16 protein-coding genes are annotated in these 19,661 nt (G+C 72.3%); 14 read left to right on the plus strand and 2 right to left on the minus strand.

Features of this window, described 5'->3' with window-relative positions; genetic code table 11:
- From GEMRO_RS27275 to GEMRO_RS27310, 13 genes are all read left to right on the plus strand, one after another.
- On the plus strand, positions 1 to 483 hold the full coding sequence (locus GEMRO_RS27275; RefSeq protein WP_035484672.1) for a DUF4381 domain-containing protein: 483 nt from the start codon (positions 1 to 3) through the stop codon (positions 481 to 483).
- Positions 483 to 2,462 carry a VWA domain-containing protein gene (locus GEMRO_RS33985; RefSeq protein ID WP_157505433.1) on the plus strand — a complete coding sequence of 660 codons (1,980 nt, stop codon included), beginning with the start codon at positions 483 to 485 and terminating at the stop codon, positions 2,460 to 2,462. The genes GEMRO_RS27275 and GEMRO_RS33985 overlap by 1 nt, the downstream gene beginning before the upstream one ends.
- On the plus strand, positions 2,459 to 3,133 hold the full coding sequence (locus tag GEMRO_RS34570; protein WP_035486328.1) for a tetratricopeptide repeat protein: 675 nt from the start codon (positions 2,459 to 2,461) through the stop codon (positions 3,131 to 3,133). The genes GEMRO_RS33985 and GEMRO_RS34570 overlap by 4 nt, the downstream gene beginning before the upstream one ends.
- Positions 3,130 to 4,395 carry a BatD family protein gene (locus GEMRO_RS0103350; protein WP_027132885.1) on the plus strand — a complete coding sequence of 422 codons (1,266 nt, stop codon included), beginning with the start codon at positions 3,130 to 3,132 and terminating at the stop codon, positions 4,393 to 4,395. The genes GEMRO_RS34570 and GEMRO_RS0103350 overlap by 4 nt, the downstream gene beginning before the upstream one ends.
- A 67-nt stretch (positions 4,396 to 4,462) precedes the next feature.
- Positions 4,463 to 5,869, plus strand: coding sequence for a DUF3300 domain-containing protein (locus tag GEMRO_RS32285; RefSeq protein WP_051328635.1), 1,407 nt, complete (start codon positions 4,463 to 4,465; stop codon positions 5,867 to 5,869).
- A gap of 5 nt (positions 5,870 to 5,874) precedes the next feature.
- Complete coding sequence (locus GEMRO_RS27295) at positions 5,875 to 6,795, plus strand: DUF2950 domain-containing protein (protein ID WP_084506479.1); 921 nt, start codon at positions 5,875 to 5,877, stop codon at positions 6,793 to 6,795.
- Positions 6,792 to 8,006 (plus strand): hypothetical protein, encoded by a 1,215-nt coding sequence (locus GEMRO_RS27300; RefSeq protein ID WP_157505435.1) that lies wholly within the window; start codon positions 6,792 to 6,794, stop codon positions 8,004 to 8,006. Before GEMRO_RS27295 ends, GEMRO_RS27300 begins: the two co-directional genes overlap by 4 nt.
- Positions 8,007 to 8,141: 135 nt before the next feature.
- Positions 8,142 to 9,548, plus strand: a complete 1,407-nt coding sequence (locus GEMRO_RS0103370; RefSeq protein WP_027132886.1) for an adenylate/guanylate cyclase domain-containing protein — start codon at positions 8,142 to 8,144, stop codon at positions 9,546 to 9,548.
- Positions 9,549 to 9,686: 138 nt separating this feature from the next.
- Entirely contained in the window at positions 9,687 to 10,934 is a 1,248-nt protein-coding gene (locus tag GEMRO_RS0103375; protein ID WP_027132887.1) for an MFS transporter, read from the plus strand.
- 141 nt (positions 10,935 to 11,075) lie between these two features.
- The gene (locus GEMRO_RS0103380; protein WP_027132888.1) at positions 11,076 to 12,104 is read left to right on the plus strand and encodes an LpxL/LpxP family acyltransferase; all 1,029 of its coding nucleotides are present in this window, start codon (positions 11,076 to 11,078) and stop codon (positions 12,102 to 12,104) included.
- Positions 12,101 to 13,327 (plus strand): GNAT family N-acetyltransferase, encoded by a 1,227-nt coding sequence (locus tag GEMRO_RS0103385; protein WP_027132889.1) that lies wholly within the window; start codon positions 12,101 to 12,103, stop codon positions 13,325 to 13,327. Before GEMRO_RS0103380 ends, GEMRO_RS0103385 begins: the two co-directional genes overlap by 4 nt.
- Positions 13,324 to 14,316 carry a methionyl-tRNA formyltransferase gene (locus GEMRO_RS32290; RefSeq protein WP_051328638.1) on the plus strand — a complete coding sequence of 331 codons (993 nt, stop codon included), beginning with the start codon at positions 13,324 to 13,326 and terminating at the stop codon, positions 14,314 to 14,316. The genes GEMRO_RS0103385 and GEMRO_RS32290 overlap by 4 nt, the downstream gene beginning before the upstream one ends.
- Positions 14,317 to 14,503: 187 nt before the next feature.
- The gene (locus GEMRO_RS27310) at positions 14,504 to 15,688 is read left to right on the plus strand and encodes a glycosyltransferase (protein WP_051328639.1); all 1,185 of its coding nucleotides are present in this window, start codon (positions 14,504 to 14,506) and stop codon (positions 15,686 to 15,688) included.
- Here the strand turns inward: GEMRO_RS27310 and GEMRO_RS0103400 are convergent.
- Both GEMRO_RS0103400 and GEMRO_RS0103405 read right to left on the minus strand, forming a co-directional pair.
- Complete coding sequence (locus GEMRO_RS0103400; protein WP_169728303.1) at positions 15,675 to 17,117, minus strand: lipopolysaccharide biosynthesis protein; 1,443 nt, start codon at positions 17,115 to 17,117, stop codon at positions 15,675 to 15,677. The genes GEMRO_RS27310 and GEMRO_RS0103400 overlap by 14 nt on opposite strands.
- Complete coding sequence (locus tag GEMRO_RS0103405; RefSeq protein ID WP_157505436.1) at positions 17,114 to 18,397, minus strand: phenylacetate--CoA ligase family protein; 1,284 nt, start codon at positions 18,395 to 18,397, stop codon at positions 17,114 to 17,116. The genes GEMRO_RS0103400 and GEMRO_RS0103405 overlap by 4 nt, the downstream gene beginning before the upstream one ends.
- Positions 18,398 to 18,672: 275 nt before the next feature.
- On the opposite strand from GEMRO_RS0103405, the gene GEMRO_RS27315 reads away from it, so the two are divergent.
- Positions 18,673 to 19,647 (plus strand): NUDIX hydrolase, encoded by a 975-nt coding sequence (locus GEMRO_RS27315; protein WP_240476586.1) that lies wholly within the window; start codon positions 18,673 to 18,675, stop codon positions 19,645 to 19,647.
- Positions 19,648 to 19,661 lie beyond the last annotated feature (14 nt).

The raw sequence follows: 19,661 nt of genomic DNA on the forward strand, positions 1-19,661 counted from the left end.
ATGGACCAGACCGACCCCGGCAGCCTGGCAGGCCTGCACGACATCGTCGCTTCCCCGCCGGTCCCCTTCTGGCCGCCGGCGCCGGGCTGGTACGTCGTGGCGCTGGCCCTGGCGATGACCCTTGGCTGGGCCTGCTGGCGGACGGCCCGTCGATGGCGGGCCGATGCCTACCGGCGCGCGGCGCTTGCCGAGCTGCAGTCAGCCGGAGGGCGCCGCGACCAGCTGACCATCCTGCCGGAACTGCTCAAGCGCACGGCGCTGGCGGCCTATCCCCGGGAGCGGGTCGCCTCGCTCAGCGGCCAGGCCTGGCTGGCCTTCCTGGACGAGACAGCCGCCGCTCCGGCGTTCACCACCGGGCCGGGCCGGCCGCTCGGCGCGCTCGCCTATGATCCGGGCCTAGCCAGGCGCATGAGCGAAGCGGACGGGGACGCCCTCTTGGCCGCCGCCACCGCCTGGATCCGCCGCCACCGGGCAGCGCCCTGATGATCCAGCTCGCCTATCCCTGGCTCCTGGCGGTCCTGGTCCTGCCGCTCGCGGTTCTGCTGCTGCCGCCGTTCCGCCAGCCGCGTGCGGCGGTGGCGGTGCCCTTCCTGGACCGGCTGGCCCGGCTGACCGGACAGTCGCCGACGCCCGGGGCGGCGGTGGCCAGGCCCGGCCTCTTCCAGCGCATCGTCCTGGTCCTTGCCTGGACCTGCATGGTGCTGGCGCTGGCCCGGCCACAATGGGTCGAGCCGCCGGTCGTGCGGGAGCTGCCGACCCGCGACCTTCTGCTGGCGGTCGACCTGTCGGGCTCGATGGAGACCGAGGACTTCACCGACCAAAGCGGCCGGACGATCGACCGGCTCGCCGCCGCCAAGCAGGTGGTCGGCGACTTCCTGCTGCGGCGCGACGGCGACCGGGTCGGCCTGATCGTGTTCGGCACGGCACCGTTCGTGCAGGTCCCGTTCACCCAGGATCTCGCGGTCAGCCGGCGGCTGCTGGACGAGACCAGCGTGCGGATGGCGGGTCCCCAGACCATGCTGGGCGACGCGATCGGCCTGGCGATCAGCACGTTCGAGAACAGCCAGGTCCAGGAGCGCGTCCTGATCCTGATGACCGACGGCAACGACACCGGCAGCAAGGTGCCGCCGGTGGAGGCGGCGCGGATCGCCCGGGACCGCGGCATCACCATCCACACGATCGCGGTGGGCGACCCGGCCGCGGTGGGCGAGGACCGGCTCGACGAGGAAACCCTGCGCTCGATCGCCAGCACCACGGGCGGCGCCTACTTCCACGCGAACGACCGCGCCGAGCTGGAAGGCGTCTACCAGCGCCTGGACGAGCTGGAGACCCGCAAGGTCGAGACGATCAGCTACCGGCCCAGGCACGACCTGTTCTTCTGGCCGCTCGGCATCGCCCTGGCGCTGACCATGCTGGGCCAGCTGGCCCTGGTGCTGCGCGAGGTGGTGCGCCGGCGGCGCCCGGCCCCGGTGGCGACGACCGCCGCGTTCTGGCCGGTTCTAGGCATTGGCGAGTTCCACCTGCTGCGGCCCTGGTGGCTCCTGGCGCTGCTGCCGGCCCTCCTGCTCGCCTGGGAGATCGGGCGGCGGCAGGACAGCGCGCGGCCCTGGCGGGGCGTCATCGCCCCGCACCTCCTGCAGCACCTGATGGTGACGCAGGAGCAGCAGGGCATCCGTCCCTGGCAGGTGCTGCTGGCGGCATGGTGCATCGCCATCCTGGCCTTGAGCGGGCCGACCTGGCGCCGGGAACCGGCCCCGTTCGCCCAGGACCAGGCGGCGCTCATGATCGCCATGAAGGTGACGCCGTCGATGCTGGCGCAGGACATCCAGCCCACCCGGCTGGAGCGGGCCGCCCAGAAGATCAAGGACCTGCTGGCGCTGCGGCCGGATGCCGCCAGCGGGCTGGTCGCCTATGCCGGCAGCGCGCACCTGGTCATGCCGCTCACCCGCGACGCCGACATCGTGGCAGGCTTCGCCGCCGAGCTGGTGCCGGACGTCATGCCGCGAGAAGGCGACGCGCCGGCCGAGGCGGTGGCGCTGGCCGACCAGGAGCTGAAGTCGTCCGGGCAGCCGGGCTCGATCCTGCTGGTGACCGACGCGGTCACACCCGACCAGGCCGAGGCGCTGCGCAGGATCCGCGAGAATGGCGGCGCGCCGGTGCATGTGCTCGCGGTGGCGGCCGGCACGGAGGTGTCGGTCGTCGGCGGGCCGCCGGCTCCGGCGCTGGACCGGGCGGCGCTGCAGGCCGCCGCCGATGCGGGTGGCGGCGGGCTCACGGTGGTGACGCCCGATCCGGCGGATGTCACGGCGCTGGCGGGCGAGGTCGCGACCAGCCTCGCCGACGTGGCGGGCGGCGTCGATGGCGGCGAGCGCTGGCAGGATGCCGGCTACTGGCTGGTGCCGCTGGTGGTGCTGCTGAACCTGATGTGGTTCCGCCGCGGCTGGGTCGTGCGATGGTCATGACCCGCAGGCTGGTGGCGGGCGGGCTCGCCCTCCTCGTCCTCGCGGCGGCCGGCCTCTGGGCCGGCTCGGCTGCCCGCTGGTCGTTCAGCGGGCTCTGGCTGACGCCGGACCAGCGCGGGCAATGGCTGGAGGAGCGCGGCCGGCACGCCGAGGCGGCGAAAGCCTTCGCCGATCCGCTGCGCCAGGCCGAGGCTCTCTACCGGGCCAGGCAGTACAAGGAGGCTGCCGCTGCGTTCGGACGGGTGGATCGGCCGCAGGCCGCCTATGGCCGGGGCAACGCGCTGGTGATGAGCGGCGACTATCCCGGCGCCATCGCGAGCTACCGGCAGGCCCTGGCAGCCCGTCCGGACTGGGTGGAAGCGCAGGAGAACCTGGAGATCGCCCGGATCCGCCAGGAGCGTCTGGACCAGGCCGGCGCCGATGCGGCCGAGGAGAGCACCGGCGGGCAGCTCGCGGCCGATTCGATCGTCTTCGACGACCGCGCCCAGGATGCGCCGCCCGACCAGGTCGAGCAGACCGAGGGCGGTGCCGCGCTGGCCGACGACACGCTGCGCGCGATGTGGCTGCAGCGCGTGCAGACCAGGCCGGCCGACTTCCTGCGGGTGAAGTTCGCGTTCCAGGACGCGGTACCGCCTGCCCAGGACGCGGCGCCGCCGGGTGGCGCGCCATGATCCGCTGCCTGCTGCTCCTCGCGCTGATCCTGGCCGCACCGGCGCGGGCCCAAGCGCCGGATGCGCTGGTGGAAACCAGCCTGGGCGAACAGGCCGACGTGCTCGTCGGCCAGCGCGTCTCGATCTACGTCAAGCTGCTGACCACCACGACCTTTGCCGGCGCCGCGGCCTTCGACCTGCCGAGCCTGCCGGGGGCCGTCCTGATGACGGTGCAGGACCGGCCGCTGCTGGGCAGCGAGAGCGACCGTGGAACCAGCTATGTCAGCCAGACCCACGGGCTCGCTTTGTTCCCGCAGCGGCCCGGCCCGCTGACGCTTCCGGCCTTCACCGTCCGCTTCGCCAGCACGTCGGCCGATGGCGGCCCGGTCCGGGACCACCAGCTGCAGACCGAACCGGTCACCATCACGGCCGCGCTGCCCAGAGGCGCCGAGGGGCCCGGCCCGCTCGTGGTGAGCAGCGGCGTGGAACTGACCGAGCAATGGCAGCCGCAGCCGGACGGCCTCCGGCCGGGCGACGCGGTGACCCGGACGATCACGCTCCAGGCCCGGGACGTCCCGGCCATGATGCTGCCCTCGCTGACCGGGGACCCGATCGCCGGCCTTCGCGCCTATCCGCGCCCGCCCCGGCTGGACGACCAGCAGCAGCGCGGTGCGTTCACCGGCAAGCGGATCGAGCAGGTCACCTATGTCGCCGAAACGCCAGGGACGGTGACGGTGCCGCCGATCGAGCTGCGCTGGTGGCATGCGGACAGCGGCGAAGCGGCCACGGCCGAGCTTCCCGGCCGGACCTTCACGATCGCCGCGGCCGCGCCGGCCGCGGCGGCCGGCAACCGGCCGCTGGCGACGTCGGCCGGATCGGGTGCCTGGCCGGCCCTGGTCGTGCTGGCCATCCTGATCCTGGCAGCTCTTGGATGGCTGGTCGCGCGGCGGCGGCAACGGCGGCATGGCGACGAGGAACAGGACGCCTTTGCGAGGCTGGAGGATGCCCTGCGTTCCGGCAATGCCCCGAAAAGCGAAGCCGCGCTGTTCGGGTGGCTCGACCGGCTGCGGGGCCTGCCGGCACCCGCCACGGTCGCCGCCTTTGCCGCGCGCCTGCCTGATCCCGCCCTCGGCCGCGAGCTGGATGGATTGCTCCAGGCGGCGCAACTCCATCGCCCTTGGGACGGGGAAAGACTGAGGGAGCGGCTGGGCGAGGCACGCCTATGGCTTGGCCGCAATGCGCCGGAGGCCGGCAAGCCTGGGCTGGGGCCGCTCAACCCATGATCCTTTCCTGCCCTGCCGGCCGGTTTGCGGCCGCTTTCGAGCAATCTCAGCAGCGGGAGTATCAGTCATGACGAGATGGCGCTGGCGCTTCGGTGTCCTCCTGTCCTGCGTCGTGCTGCTGGGCACCGGCAAGCCGGGTCCCGCGGGCGCGCAGGATGACCCGGCGCAAGCTCCCCCGGCCACTGCCCCTGCGGCCGACGCCGACCCGGCGGACATGCAGCCCGAGGCAGCCCTTTGGGGCGAGGACGAGCTGGACGACCTGGTGGCGCCGGTGGCGCTCTATCCCGACGCGCTGCTGGCCCAGGTGCTGGTGGCGACGACCTTCCCGCTGGAGGTCGTGAAGGCGGGACGCTGGGTGGAAGCGAACCAGTCGCTTGCCGGCGATGCGCGCAGCGAGGCGGCGCAGGCCGAGGGGTGGGATGTGTCGGTGACCGTGCTCGCCGCGGGCTTCCCAACCCTGATCGAACGGATGGCCGACCAGATCGAGTGGACGGAATCGCTGGGCGACGCGCTGCTCGACCAGAGCGACGGCGTGATGGACGCGATCCAGCGCCAGCGCGCGCGGGCCTCGGCGGTCGGCAACCTGGAAAGCAACGAGGCGCAGACCGTCACGATCGAGAACGAGGCGATCAGCATCGCGCCGGCCGATCCGGAGGTGGTGTATGTCCCGACCTACGATCCGGCGGTCGCCTACACCCAGCCGCCCCCGGCGGCGCAGGCCCCGGCTGCGCCCGCGGTGGCCGCAGCACCGGTCGATCCCGGCTATTCCGGCACCGCCATGCTCGCCACGGGCGTGATCAGCTTTGGCGCCGGCATGCTCGTCAACGAGATCTTCGACGATGACGACGACTGGGACGACTACTGGCGCGGCCCGCCGCGCTTCGACTGGGACGACGGCGACTTCTATCCCCGTCCAGGTCGGCCCAACGTCGCCGTCGGCGGCGACGTCAACATCAATGTCGACCGCGACGGGGTCGATGTCGATCGCGGCGGCGCGTGGCGGTCGGACCGCGACCGCCGGACGGCGGCAGGCGATCGGCGTGCGGTGCGCAGCCAGGGAAGCGGCCCCGCAGCCGGCGGCGACCGCGAGGCCGTGAGGAACAAGATCGCCGCGCGCAGCGCGGGGGGATCCGCCGGACTGGCCAGGACCACCGACGGCGGAGCCCGGGCGGTGCGCCAGCAAGGAGCCAGGCCCGCCGCCTTCTCCAGGCAGAACGACGGCCTCAGCAGCGCCCGCAAGGCCGATCGGCGCGGTGCCGCCAGTCTGCACCCATCCCGCGGCGGCGATGGCGGCAGGCTGCAGCAGGCGCGGGAACGGGCGCCGACCAAGATCGCCAAGCCCAAGACCAGGACCAAGGCCGTCAGGTCCACCGGGCGCGCGCAGACGGTCTTCACGAAGCAGGAAGGCGGACGGCAGGCGGCGGCTGCCAAGGCCCGCGGCTCCAGGCATGCCGGCAAGCTCAAGAGGAGGTAACGTCGATGTCCAGGCTGCACTTGGCCTTCATGGCCGTGGCTGCTCTCGGGCCGGTGGCGGCCCAGGCCGAACCGACCACCTACGCCTCGCCCGACGAGGCGGTCGGCGCCGTGGTGGAGGCTTTGGAGGCCCGTGACCGCGAGGCGCTGGTCGCGGTGTTCGGGCCGGAATCGGAGGATGTCGTCTTCACCGGCGATGCCGGGCGCGACCGGGCCAACTGGTCCGGATTCCTGGAGGACTGGCGCGAGGCCAACCGCATCGTGACGTCGGAGAATGGCCAGACCGCCACGCTCTTTGTCGGGCGAGACCAGTGGCCGTTTCCAGCGCCTCTGGAAAAGGAAGCCGACGGCAGGTGGTCGTTCGACGCCGAGGCGGCGCGCACGGAGGTCCTGGAGCGACGGATCGGGCGCAACGAGCTCGACGTGATCGACCTCCTGCGCGCCTATGTGCGCGTCCAGTCCGACTACCGGAAGACCGACTGGGACGGCGATGGCGTGATGGAGTTCGCCAGCTCGATCCTGAGCGACTCCGGCACGCGCGACGGCCTCTACTGGCCGGCCGAGGCCGGAGCGCCCGAGAGCCCGATCGGCGACTTCGTCGCCCGGGCGTCTGCCGACGGCTACAGCCTGGACGGGCGGGACGTCGAGCCCGAGCCCTATCTCGGCTATTATTACCGCGTGCTGCAGAGCCAGGGCGACGCGGTGCCCGGCGGCGCCATGAGCTATCTGGTCAACGGCCACATGGTCGCCGGCCACGCCCTGCTTGCGTTCCCGTCCGCCTATGCCGAGACCGGGGTGATGAGCTTTCTCGTCGGCGAGAACGGGATCGTGTACGAGGCCGATCTGGGAGAAGGCACCCTCGATCGCGCCGACGCGATCGACCAGTTCGATCTGGACGAAGGCTGGATCCAGGTCGACCAGCCATGACCGCCGGATCGAGCTGTTCCGGGAGTGGTGCGGCGACGGTGCTGGGTGACGCCATCGAGCGGTTCGGGCTGAGCGACCGTGGCCGGTTCGAACGCCTGTGTGACCAGCTCGGCGCGATGGGCGAGGTCGCCCGCACCGCGAAGCGGCGGGCGCTGCTGCTTTGGGCCCTGGCCTGGGCCGTGCCCCTGCTGCTTTGCCTGGCAGCCGGCACCGCCTTGGGCGCAGGCGAGCACGATTCGTTCCTGAGGGACTGGGGAGCCTGGACCCGGTTCTGCATCGTCGTGCCCATGCTCGTGCTGATCGACCGGATGGTCGACGAGAAGCTGCGCCGCCACCTGCGGCAGTTCGCCGAGGCGCCCCTCATCGCGGCCGGCTCGATGGGGGCGGCCGCGGACGCGGTGGCGATCGCGATCAGGCGCGGCCGGAGCCTGCTGGGAGAAGCCGTCTGCCTCCTGCTCGCGATCGCCCTCAGTCTCGGCGGCGCCTTCACGATGCCGGCCCGCAATGCCGGTTCCTGGCTGATCGCCACCGGTCCGGACGGCGCCGCATTGACCGTCGCCGGCTGGTGGGCGGCGCTGGTGAGCAGCCCGATCTTCTGGTTCCTCCTCCTGCGCTGGCTCTGGCGTCACCTGGTCTGGGCGCTGCTGCTGCGCCGCCTGGCGCGGCTCAGGCTCCGCCTGGTGGTGACGCATCCCGACGGGGTCGGCGGGCTGGGCTTCCTTGGCAAGTATCCCAACGTGTTCGTGGCCCTGGTCTTGGCGATGAGCCTGGTCCTGGGAGCGGCGATCGCGCGGGCATTCGAGCAGGAATCGCTGTCGCTCCAGGCGTACAGCATGCTGATGGGCACATGGCTGGCCTTCGTCCTGGCCCTGTTCGCCTTCCCGCTCGCCTCGTTCGCCGCGCCGCTTTCGGCATTGAAGGAGGCCACCGAGCGGGCCGCCTCGGTCCAGGCGACCAATCACTTCCGCAACGCCGAGCGCAAGATGCTCGGGACCAACATCGCCGCACCCGAGGCGTCCGGACCGGAGGCGGAAGCCGACGATCCGACCAAGCTCCATGCAGCGGCCCAAAAGCTCAAGGTCCTGCCGTTCAACCGCGCAGCGATCCTGCCGATCGGCGCCGCGGCGCTCGTTCCGATGATCGCCGCCGGCCTCACGCAGCTGCCGTTCGGCGAGCTGTGGAAGGTGGCGAAGCGGCTGCTCCTGCTGTGACCAGCGAATCGGCGCTGTCCCGGCGGCGAGACAACGAAGCCGCGGGCCGGGCCGCGCTTGTTGCGGGCGCCGGATCATCCTGCGCAGGTGCAGCCAGCTTCCACCAGGCACGCGTTCGGCGTACAGTTCCCGGTCATGAGCGAAGCCGACAGCCTTTTCGCGATCCTGCGGCACGCCGCTGATGCGGGCGCGGTGGCCGCGATCGAGCGCCTGGTTCAGGAGGGCAGCGATCGGGATCTCTGCCGCATCAACGCGCTTGCCTTCGCGGCTTCAGAAGGGCTGGACGAGGAGCCGTTGATCGGGGCCTTCCTCCATGCGGCACGCCTGGGGGCCTTCGAGCTGTCCTGGAACCTGCTCTGCCCCGGCTGCGGGGGCGTGCTCGCGACCGGCGCCACGCTCAAGACCTTCGACCGGAGCGAGTACGACTGCAGGCTCTGCGCCTGCGGCTACGAGCCCACGCTCGACGAGATGGTCGAAGTGACGTTCACCGTCAGCCCGCGGGTGCGCCCGATCGCGGCCCACCATCCCGACACGCTGCCGCCCGCCGACTATCTGCGCCAGATCTTCTTCGGCTCGGGCGCCGATCTGCCCGACGACCTCGACCGGCTGCTGGACGAGGTGACCCTGGAGCTGGTCGAGCTGCCGCCAGGCGAGCGGGCGATCCTGTCGCTGCAGCTGCCGGCCGCGTTCCTGGTCGTGTCCGACCCGGTGACGCACTCCACGCAGTTCCTGGACGTCAAGGGCGAGCCCACCCGCGAGCGGCAGAGCCTCACCGTGGTGATCGACCCGATGAGCCCGCCCAGCGGCACGGTCGAGCTGCACCCGGGACCGCTCCGCCTGACGCTCGAGAACCGTGCCGGCCGGCGGACGCTGCCGGGGGTCTGGATCGCAGGCGACACGCTGCACGACCTGCTCGGCCGGCGCCGGCCGTTCCTGACGGCCAAGCGGCTGCTCTCCAACCAGACCTTCCGCGACATCTACCGGACCGACACGCTGGACGTCGACCAGCGGCTCAAGATCACCAGCCTGACTTTCCTGTTCACCGACCTGAAGGGCTCCACCGAACTGTACGAGCGCGTCGGCGACCTGGTGGCGTTCGACCTGGTCCGCTCCCATTTCCGCGTCCTGCACGAGACCATCGCCGCGGAGGGCGGTGCCGTCGTGAAGACGATCGGCGATGCGGTGATGGCGACCTTCCCGACGCCCAACCGGGCGGTGGCGGCGGCGCTGCGGATGCGCGAGGCCATGCGCCAGCTCAACGACCAGCGCGAGCGGGAGGACCTGGTGCTCAAGATCGGCATCCACGAGGGTCCGTGCCTCGCGGTGATGTTCAACGACCGGCAGGACTATTTCGGCCAGACCGTGAACATCGCCGCCCGCGTGCAGGGCCTCGCCACCTCGCGCTCGATCTTCGCCACCGCCCCGGTGGTGGAGCATCTGGAAGCCGTCCGGATCTTCGAGGGCAGCGGGATCCGGCCGGCGCGGCAGGACCGTTCGCTGCGCGGGATCGGCGACAAGCTGTCGGTCTACGAGATCCCCTGAACCGGCATAGGCTCCGGCCTCCGTCGTCGCGGCCCCGGCCGGCTGCCGCTGCTGCCTCTTGCTCTGGTGCATCTTGTGGATGCAAGTTTGCGCCGGCCTGTCGACAGACAGGAATCCGACGCCACGCGATGATCCCCCATGGCCCAGCCTTCCCCCCTCGTCACCCCGGTTCTTCTCGCAGGCAGCTTCGTGGTGCTGGTGGGATTCGCCATCCGCGCCTCGTTCGGCGTGTTCCAGCTGCCGATCGCCACCGAGTTCCACTGGCCGCGCGCCGAGTTCTCGCTGGCCATCGCCATCCAGAACCTCGCCTGGGGCTTCGGCCAGCCGCTGTTCGGGGCCGCCGCCGAGAAGATCGGCGACCGCAAGGCGATCATCCTGGGGGCCCTGGCCTATGCCCTGGGCCTGGTGCTGTCCGCCGGCGCCACTACGCCGATCGAGCACCAGCTCTACGAGGTGCTGGTGGGCATGGGCATCGCGGGAACCGGGTTCGGCGTGGTGCTGGCCGTGGTGGGCCGGGCCTCGTCGCCGGAGAACCGCTCCATGTCCCTGGCGATCGTGACCGCCGCCGGGTCCGCCGGGCAGGTGCTGGGCCCGCCGCTGGCCGAGGGCCTGCTGGCGCTGATGCCCTGGCAGAGCGTGTTCGTCACCTTCGCCGCCCTGATCCTCGGCTCGCTGCTGGTGCTGCCCTGGATCCGCTCGCCCGCGCCCGCCTCCAGGGCCGAGCTTCAGGAAAGCATGGGTGCGGTGGTGCTGGGCGCGCTACGCGACCCGAGCTTCGCGATGATCTTTATGGGGTTCTTCTCCTGCGGCTACCAGCTGGCCTTCATCACCGCCCATTTCCCGGCCTTCGTCGCCGAGAGCTGCGGGCCGATCATGCTGGGCAGCGTGCTCCACTCCATGGGGATCACCACCACCCAGGCGCTGGGCGCGGTGGCGATCTCGATCATCGGCCTTGGCAACATCGCCGGCACGATCCTGGCCGGATGGGCCGGCAAGCACTTCACCAAGAAATACCTGCTCGCCGGGATCTATACCGGCCGCACCCTGATCGCGGCCTGGTTCATCCTGACGCCGATGACCCCTTCCACGGTGCTCCTGTTCTCGGCGTTGATGGGCAGCCTGTGGCTTGCCACCGTGCCGCTCACCTCCGGCCTGGTCGCGCATCTCTACGGGCTGCGCTACATGGGCACCCTGTACGGCATCGTGTTCCTGAGCCACCAGCTGGGCAGCTTCGTGGGCGTGTGGCTGGGCGGGCGGCTCTACGACGCCTATGGCAACTACGAGGCGGTGTGGTGGATCGGCGTGGGCGTCGGCGCGTTCAGCGCGCTGATCCACCTGCCGATCCGGGAGAGCGCGCGGCCCCTGGCGGCGGTCCCGGCCGCCTGAGCCGGGCTGGGCAGAGAGGCCTTGCCCCTACTCAGGCCGCTGCTTTCCTGGCACGCTGATCGACACGGTGCCGCGGTGGAGGACCCTGGCCATGCCGTGCGGGAGCCGGATCGCCGTGGATGAAGCGGGAAAACGCGGCCGATGAGCACGGCCAAGGCGAGCGGCCGAGGGCCGCAGGAGCCCAGGAAGCCCGATCCCGCCGCCGGCGCCCCCCTTGTCCTTCCGCAGGACTTGAAGCTGCTGGCCAGGCTGCCCCTGTCGGCGGCCCTGGCCTGGGCAGTGCCTGAGCGCCACTGGCATGCCCTGGCGCTCAGGGCGGCCGGGCTGGAACCGGCCACCCTGGCCCGCACCGCCCGCAAGATCGCCGCGATGATCGGACCGGACCGTCTGCCGGAACCGGCCGCGGGACTGGCCCGGCGCCAGCTGGCGCTGATCCGCCTGGACCAGTTCTGCTTCCTGCGCAGCTACCGGCCAGGCGGATGGCGGCCGCTCCTGACCCTCCATGGGCAGGACCATCTCGACCAGGCCCTTGCCGCCGGTCGGGGCGCCATCCTCTGGGTCGCCCCCACGGTCTTCCAGTGGCTGCCGGCCAAGCGGACCCTGGCCGAGGCCGGCTATCGCCTCCACCACCTGAGCAGCCCGCAGCACGGCTTCTCCACCCCTTCCAGGTTCGGCCTTGCCTGGCTCAACCCGATCCGCACCAGGGTCGAGGACCGCTACCTCGCCGAGCGGGTGATGCTGGGCACCGACGGTCAGGCCAAGGCTGCCCTGCGGCGCCTCACCCTGCTGCTGCGCCAGAACCAGGTCGTGTCGATCACGCTTGGCTCCGCGGGCGCCCGGACGATCCGCGCGCCGCTGCTGAACGGCTGGCTGCGCGCCGCCAGCGGTGCGCCCCACCTGGCGGCGCGCACCGGCGCCGCCCTCCTGCCGGTCATCACCCTGCGCAACGGCGACGGCAGCTTCACGACCCGGATCGGCGCACCGCTGGGTCGGCCGGGCGCCGCTGCTTCCGACGACGATCTGTCCGACCTGGTCGCCCGGATGGCCCGTCATCTCGAACCGCAGGTCCTGGCCGACGCCGACCAGATCGTCTGGGGGCTCGGCTGCCTGGAGACCGGGACGGCCCCGCCGCCGGATATCGCCGCCATCCCCGGGCGCCCGCAGCCATGAAGCAGGCCTTGTGGTGGGCCTACGAGCGGAGCCCGGCCGGCCTGGACCGGCTCTTCCATGCCGGGCGGCGCCATGTCATGCCGCTGCTGCGCCACCGCCTGCCGGTGCGCCGGTTGATCGGGCCGGCCGGGCCGGAGCGGGCCATGGCGACGCTGATCACCACCGGCGAGGCGATGACGCTGGACGTCCTGGCCGGCGCATTCTTCGCCGAGCCGCCCCGTTGCGAGGATCTCGGCCGGGTCTCCCTCCTGCGCCTGCCCGCCGTGCTGGACGAACTGTCGCCAGATGCCGACCTGGTGCTCGCCTGCGTGCCCCGGATCCTGGTCGGGCGGTTCGACGACCGCTACCTGCGGGTGCCCTCGCTGGTCGAGGCCCGGCTGCCGCTGGCCGGCGACCTGACCGCCACCCTCGCCCATGCCAGCCACACCATCCGCTACGAGGCGCGCCGGGCCCTTGCCAGCGGCTACGACTGGTCGTTCTCCCGGGACCTCGCCGATTTCGAGCGATTCTACGACGACTTCTACCAGCCGTTCGTCCAGAGCCGGTTCGGTCCGCTGGGCGTGGTCCGGGAGCGGCAGGTGCTGCGCCGTCATTTCCGGCACCAGGGCGGGATCATCTGGCTGCGCCACGGCGGCCGCGTCGTCGCCGGCGAACTGGCGCGCCAGGAAGGCCGGCGCCTGCGGGCGATGGTCGAGGCGCTGAAGCCGGACTGGCCGGAGGACGCCCGGCCCACCCCGCAGTACATGCTCAAGTTCGCCGACTGCGTGATCGCCCTGGAGATGGGCCTGGACGAGGTGGATTTCGGGGCGTCGGTGCCATCGCTGCGCAATGGCCCGCTGCGCAGCAAGCGCGCCTGGGGCGTCCGGTTCGCGAACTATGGCGACAGCCATCGCGACATCCTCCTTCGCTGGCAGGCTCCCTGCGGCGCGGCGATGCATAGCTTCCTTGCGGAGAACCCGCTCCTGTTCGAATCCCCCCTCGGCCTGCAGGTCCTGACGGCGACCCCGCCCGGCGACGTGACCGATCACCGCTCGGTCCGGCGACTGCGCAACGGCCTGCTGCCGCACGGCATCACCCGCCTCCATGTGCTGAACGGCGGCGCACCGGCGGAAGGTCCGGCCGGGCTGCCGGACGACACAGCGGTCTGGGACCCGGCCAGCGACGCCCGGGCGATCAACCGGCTCGCGGCCGGGCCGCCGGCCAGGACGGGCAGCGGCCGGTGACCACCACGGCCCCGGCCCGGATCGTCTTCATCGGGATCAACAGCCACTTCTCGGCGGTGCATCTGCACGCCCTGGCCGGCTGCCGCGGCCAGGTCTCGGCAGTGCTGGAGACCGTCGGTCGGATCAGCCCGCTGAAGCGGCTGCAGCGGCGGCTCCAGCCTTCCCGGCTGGCGCGGATGGCGCGTGCAGCCGGGGTTCCTTTCCAGGAAATCCGCCATCGCGACATGTCCGGCCTGACCCTCGCTCTGCGCGACCGCGCCCCCGACCTGGTGGTGGTCGCCGGGATGGGCTGGCTGCTGGACAAGGCGGCGCTGGCGGTGCCGCGTCTGGGCACGCTCAACGTCCATCCGGCCCTGCTGCCCGCCTACCGGGGTGCCGAGCCGGTCTTCTGGCAGCTGTTCGACGGCGTCCCGCAGAGCGGCGTCACCGTGCATCTGGTGGATCGCCGCGAGGACCACGGCCCGATCGTTGCCCAGCGCTCGTTTCCGCTCCCCCCGGGCTCCAGCCTTTCCCACTTCCTGCGGCGCATCCACGAACTCGGCCCGCCGCTGCTTTCGCAAGCGGTCGACGCGGTCCTGGCCGGAACGGCGCGGCCGCAGGCGCAGCCCGAGGTCAGCCCGACCCGCCGGGCGCGCCGCCTGCAGCCGGCCGACCGCTTCCTGGTCGACCTCGAGGGGTGGAGCCTGGAGCGGACCTGCCAGGTGCTGAAAGGGGTGGGCCCGGTTCTCGGCTGGCCGCGCCCTCGCTGGCGGGACCTTGGCCGGGTGCCGGTAATCGAGGCGGCGGTCCCTGGCGAACCGGGCCTGCCGGCGGGCGCGGCCAGCGCCGATTCCGATGGCCCGTTCCTCGCTCACCCGCAGGGACGCATCCGCTTTCGCCGTTGCTGGGCGCCCGCTGCATGGCTGGAGGCGATGCGCCGCGGCGACCGGGTGGCCTCCGGCATCATCGCCACCGAAAAGACCGCATGGCCGCCCCTGCCCGGTCCTTGAGCCGGCCCGAGAGCCGATGGCGGCCGGCCGTGCCGGGCGGGACGATGGACAGGCGGGCGAGGCTCGACGATGATCGCCGGAGAATAGTCCGGGAGGCGAGCACAAGATGGCAGCAGGCCGCAGCCTGCGCCCTTGGCCTGTTTCCCGGTGAGCGTGCGCGACCACTCGGGACAGGAGCGATCGACCGATGCCGCTGCTGCGGATCCTGATGGTCGTCTACGAGTTTCCCCCGATCGGCGGCGGCACCGGCGTCGCCTGCGCGCAGCTCCTGGCCGAGCTGGCCGGCCGGCAGGACGTCGCGGTCGATTTGGTTACCAGCGGCATCGGCGAGCGCACCGAGGTTGTCCGGGTGGCGCCCAACATCGAGATCCACCGCCTGCCGGTGCGCAAGCGGGACCTGCATTACTGGCGCCCGTGGGAGCTGGCCGCCTGGACAGCGCGGGCGCTGGTCCATGCCGGGCGCCTGGCCCGCGCGCATCGCTACGATCTCTGCCATTGCTGGGCCGGCTGGCCGTCCGGGATCGTCGGCTACCGGCTGCGCCGGCAGATGCCCTACCTCGTCTCGCTGCGCGGCTCCGACGTGCCCGGCTACAACCGGCGGCTCCGCCACCTGGACCCGCTGTGCATGCGCCACCTGATGCGGCAGGTATGGAGCGGCGCCGCACGGGTGATCGCGGTCAGCCGCGGCCTGCGCGACCTGGCGCTGCGGACCAGGCCCGGCACCCCGATCGACGTGATCCCCAATGGCGTCGACGTGCAGCGCTTCGCCCCGGACCCTCGGGCCGACCGGTTCCATGTCCTGTTCGTGGGCCGGCTGATCGAGCGCAAGGGAGTGCATGTCCTGCTCCAGGCGTTCCGCCTGGTGGCGGCGGCGGTGCCCGGGGCGATGCTCACCGTGGTGGGCGACGGCCCCGAGCGCCCGGCCCTGGAGGCGATGGCGGACGAGTTCGGCCTGGCCCGACGGGTCGTGTTCCGCGGCCATCTGGAGGGCGACCAGATCCCCGCCGCCTACCGGGGCCACGCGATCCTGGCCCAGCCGGCCCTGGCCGATGCCATGCCGAACGTGGTGCTGGAGGCGATGGCGGCCGGGCTGGCCATCGTCACGACCTCGACCGGCGGCGGCGAGGTGCTGGACGGCAACGGCCAGGTGGTGCCCTGCGCCGATCCCGAGGCGCTGGCCGATGCCCTGATCGGCTACCTCACCGACCAGCACCGCCTGGACGAGCATCGCCGACGGTCGCGGCAGCTGGCCGAGGAAATGTCCTGGGCCGCCGTCGCCGGCTATGTCCTGCAGCTCTACCGCGAGGTGGCGGCGGCGCGGGCGCGGCCCTTGACGGCACCGCCGCGCGAGTTCCAGCTCAGGCCCTTCTGATCCGCAGCCGCCGGCGCAGATAGGCGGCAAGCGCCAGCAGCACCGGCGTGATCGCGACCAGGTAGCAGGCCAGGGCCAGCAGGCAGCTGACCAGGTCCACCGGCGGCAGCAGGTGCGCCACCAGGGTGGTGGCCGCCGCGCACCAGGCGATCGGCCAGAGGATGCTCATCGCCACCCGCAGCGGCGCCGCCTCGGCCTTGCCCGCCACCAGCACGATCACCCCGGCGGCATAGAGCAGGCGCGCCACCACCGCGCCGGCGGCCAGGCCGACCATGCCGAACCCCAGCGCCAGGGTGCCGGTGGCGAGCGCCGCGTTCACGGCCAGCGCCGCGGCGCTGAACAGCGGCAGGCTGCGCTGCCGCCCGGACGCGATCACCGCCACCATCGCCAGCCCCACCACGCCCTGGGCGATCCCGGTGAACACGAAGGCCGCGGCTGGCCGCATCGCCGCCTCGTACTGGGGCAGCAGCAGCGTGACCACCAGGCCCAGCGCCAGGACGCCGGCGCCCACGATCGGGGTCAGGAACAGCACGAACGGCCGGATCGTCTGGTCCAGATGCTCTCTGGTGATCCCGGCCGCACCCTCGCTGTCCAGCCGGCGGTAGAGGTCCGGGAACACCACGGTCTGCACCACCAGCGCCGCCGACACGCCGAGCGAGGCCACCGACACCGCGAACGCGTACTGGCCAAGCGCGGTGAAGCCCAGCCAGGCGCCGACCACCAGCCGGTCGACGGTGGCCAGCATCGCCGAGAGAAGCTGGCTGACGCTCAGGGGCACGCCCACCGCCAGCATCGCCTTCAGGCGGGTCCGGTTCAGCTCCGGCCAGAGCGGCGCCCGACCGCGCAGCAGGAGGAAGGTCGCGGCCATGGCGAGCACGAAGCCGATAAGCGCCCCGTCCAGGCCGAACAGGTAGCCAAGCGTCAGGGTCAGGACGAGCTGCGCCAGCGCCTGCGCCAGCTCCAGCAAGGCGAATTCGCGCAAGGAACCCGCCACCCGCAGAAAGCTCAGGCCGTAGAACCAGAACCGCTCGAGCAGCAGCCCGGCCGCCACCGCCCAGAGCAGGGTGCGCAGCCAGGGCTCGCCGACCACGCCCGAGGCGATCACCGTCGCCAGCGCCACGCCGCCGAAGATCGCGAGCGTGCAGCCGGCCGCCGTGCGTCCCCACGCCCATTGCCTGGCCGTGTCGCTGCTGGCGCGCTCCTTGGAGATCTCCAGCTCCATGCCGCGCAGCAGGCCGAGCCCCGCGAAATTGCCATAGGCCAGGATCAGCCGGAACAGCGCCCAGATCCCGAACGCCTTGGGCCCGAGCACGCCCGCCAGCAGGACGCCGCGAACCCCGATCACCCCTTCCACGAAGGCGCGCGACGAGCCGTACAGGGCGATCTTGCCGATCCGGCCGCCCTGGAGCCGGCGCCACCAGGCGCTCACGTCACCGGCCGATCCGGCGGCAGGCACGACTGCACGATCCGGTACTTGCCGCTCCGCTCGGGCGGGATCTCCTGCACGCGTTCGATGGCGACCTCGACCCCGGGCACGACCGGGGCCAGCGCCTGGCGCAGCGCCGCCTCGCTGTGCGCGCCGAAATCGTCGCGCGGCACGACCCGGAGCAGCAGGCGGGCGGGCTCGGTCTGCACGAACTGGTACTGCCGCATCCCCTCGATGTCCTCGATCGCGCAGGTCAGGCTGTAGGGGGCCAGCGTCGTGCCGCCGGGCAGGCGCAGATAGTCGACGCTGCGCCCGAGCGTCGGCCGGATCAGCGGCAGGCCGCGCCCGCAGGCGCAGCGCCCGGGCAGCAGCATGCCGGTGTCGCCGACCACGTAGCGCAGCAGCGGCATGGCCCGGTTGTAGAGCGGGGTCAAAAGGACCTTGCCGGCAGCGCCGGGCGGGTCGATCTCCAGCATGACCCAGTCGGCGTTGAGATGGTGGCCGGCATGGGCCGGGCATTCCCAGGCGACCTCCTTGACCTCGGTGCAGCCATAGACGTCGAACACCGGTGCCTGAAAGCCCTCCTCAATGGCGCGCCGGGTGAACGGGTCCAAGAGCTCGCCCGAGGTGAAGATCATGCGCGGCCGGAGCCGTCCCTGCGCCGCCTGGGCCAGCTGCACGAAATAGCCGGGGAAGCCGTAATAGGCATGGGCGGCGAACCGCTCGGCCGCCGGCAGGATCTCGGCGATCGGCCGGTGGATCGAGAAGGCATGGCTGCGCTTGTGCGAAGGCACCTGCGTGGCGGCGGAGCCGTCCTCCTGGAACAGCGCCACCCGGTGCCAGGGCTGCAGGCCGCAGGCCCGCCGCGCCCGCAGCTTCAGGAGATATTTGGACAGCACCCAGGCGCGCTCGTCGAAATAGCTGGTGGTGCGCCGCCCGGTCGAGCCGGAGGTGGTCGAGCGGCGCAGGCGGTCCTCCGGGAAGCCCTCGGCGAGCAGTTCGCCCGGTGCCCGCAGGTCGTCGCGCGTGGTCGGCGGCAGTTGGCGGAAATCCTCGGGGGTGCGGATGTCCTCGGGCCGGATCCCGGCCTGCGCGAAGCGGCGCCGGTAGAGCGGGGAATGGGTCGCGGCATGCTGGACGACGCGCCGCAGCCGCTGCCACTGCAGGTCCTGCAGCCGCTCGGGTGCCATCCACTGCGCGGCTTCCAGCCCGGGATAGCGGGCCATCCCGCGCCCCAGCTCCGCCATGCGCCTGGCCAGCGGCGGGCCACCCACTCCCGACATCCGTCGCCCTCCCGCCCTCGTGCCCCGGTGCGTCGGGGACAGCGCCGTAGTGCGTGGAAGTTGCCCGGCCGTAAAGGGCGGCTGTCGGGCTGATGGGACCCGGCACGCCATGCTCGCCTGTCCGTGATCGCTGGATCAAGGCAGCCGCGGCTCGGCCGGAACCAGGGGAACACAGGGCGATTTCCGATCGGATATCCACCCTCGGGGCTCCCGGCGGTGGCCTTTGCCTCGCCCGGAAGGCAGGCTACCAGCAGGATGATGAGCTGGAGCTTCGCTTGAACGATATCCCGCCCGAGGCCGCGCCGCCGCCCGCTTCCGCCATCAGCGTCGATCTGTGCGCGGTGGTGATCGGCGTCGAGGCGGGCTCGCCCCGGGTGCTCACCGTGCAGCGGCAGCCCCACGAGCCGCCTTCCCTGCCGGCCGGGCCGCTCCATCCCGAGCATCGCACCCTGGAGCGCGGCTTGCGCAGCTGGGTGGAGCAGCAGACCCGGCAGCCCCTGGGCTATGTCGAGCAGCTCTACACCTTCGGCGACCTGGACCGGTTCGGGCAGAGCGGCGACGCCCGGCGGCCGCTCTCGGTCGCCTATCTCGCGCTGGTGCGCGACGCCCAGCCGCCGGGCGTCACCGCCTCGGCCTGGCACGACTGGTACGACTACCTGCCCTGGGAGGACCAGCGCGCCGGCCGCGGCGCCCTGGAGCGGATGATCGTGCGGCTGCAGGCCTGGGCGGGTGCCGGCGGCTCCGCCCAGGAAGCGCGCCAGCGGCGCGAGCGGGTGCGGATGACCTTCGGCGACGGCGCCGACTGGGACAACGAGCGGGTGCTGGAACGCTACGAGCTGGCCTACGAGGCGGGCCTGGTCGCCGAGGCGCTGCGCGACCGCGGCGCGCCGCCGGACGGCCTGCCGCCCTCGTTCGGCATGGCGCTTGACCATCGCCGCATCCTGGCCACCGCGATCGGCCGGCTGCGCGCCAAGATCAAGTACCGCCCGGTGCTGTTCGAGCTGATGCCGCCGGAATTCACCCTCTCGGAACTGCAGCGCGCTGCGGAATCGATCTCCGGGACCCTGCTGCACAAGCAGAATTTCCGCCGTCTGGTCGAGAGTTCCGGGCTGGTCGAGGAAGCGCCGGGCATGGCCAAGGCCACCGGCGGCCGCCCGGCCCGGCTGATGCGCTTCCGGCCCGAGGTCGGCCTGGAGCGCCCGGCGCCTGGGGTGCGGATCGGCCCGCTCCGCCGTCCCGCCGCCTCCTGAGCAGCGCCGGCACG

The organism is Geminicoccus roseus DSM 18922 (assembly GCF_000427665.1).
Classification (GTDB): Bacteria; Pseudomonadota; Alphaproteobacteria; order Geminicoccales; family Geminicoccaceae; genus Geminicoccus; species Geminicoccus roseus.

Bases quoted from the DNA above. Each gene is read 5' to 3' on its own strand.
- GEMRO_RS27275 (WP_035484672.1), top strand. From the start codon at position 1: ATGGACCAGACCGACCCCGGCAGCCTGGCAGGCCTGCACGACATCGTC.
- GEMRO_RS33985 (WP_157505433.1), top strand. From the start codon at position 483: ATGATCCAGCTCGCCTATCCCTGGCTCCTGGCGGTCCTGGTCCTGCCG.
- GEMRO_RS34570 (WP_035486328.1), top strand. From the start codon at position 2,459: ATGACCCGCAGGCTGGTGGCGGGCGGGCTCGCCCTCCTCGTCCTCGCG.
- GEMRO_RS0103350 (WP_027132885.1), top strand. From the start codon at position 3,130: ATGATCCGCTGCCTGCTGCTCCTCGCGCTGATCCTGGCCGCACCGGCG.
- GEMRO_RS32285 (WP_051328635.1), top strand. From the start codon at position 4,463: ATGACGAGATGGCGCTGGCGCTTCGGTGTCCTCCTGTCCTGCGTCGTG.
- GEMRO_RS27295 (WP_084506479.1), top strand. From the start codon at position 5,875: ATGTCCAGGCTGCACTTGGCCTTCATGGCCGTGGCTGCTCTCGGGCCG.
- GEMRO_RS27300 (WP_157505435.1), top strand. From the start codon at position 6,792: ATGACCGCCGGATCGAGCTGTTCCGGGAGTGGTGCGGCGACGGTGCTG.
- GEMRO_RS0103370 (WP_027132886.1), top strand. From the start codon at position 8,142: ATGAGCGAAGCCGACAGCCTTTTCGCGATCCTGCGGCACGCCGCTGAT.
- GEMRO_RS0103375 (WP_027132887.1), top strand. From the start codon at position 9,687: ATGGCCCAGCCTTCCCCCCTCGTCACCCCGGTTCTTCTCGCAGGCAGC.
- GEMRO_RS0103380 (WP_027132888.1), top strand. From the start codon at position 11,076: ATGAGCACGGCCAAGGCGAGCGGCCGAGGGCCGCAGGAGCCCAGGAAG.
- GEMRO_RS0103385 (WP_027132889.1), top strand. From the start codon at position 12,101: ATGAAGCAGGCCTTGTGGTGGGCCTACGAGCGGAGCCCGGCCGGCCTG.
- GEMRO_RS27310 (WP_051328639.1), top strand. From the start codon at position 14,504: ATGCCGCTGCTGCGGATCCTGATGGTCGTCTACGAGTTTCCCCCGATC.
- GEMRO_RS0103405 (WP_157505436.1), bottom strand. From the start codon at position 18,397: ATGTCGGGAGTGGGTGGCCCGCCGCTGGCCAGGCGCATGGCGGAGCTG.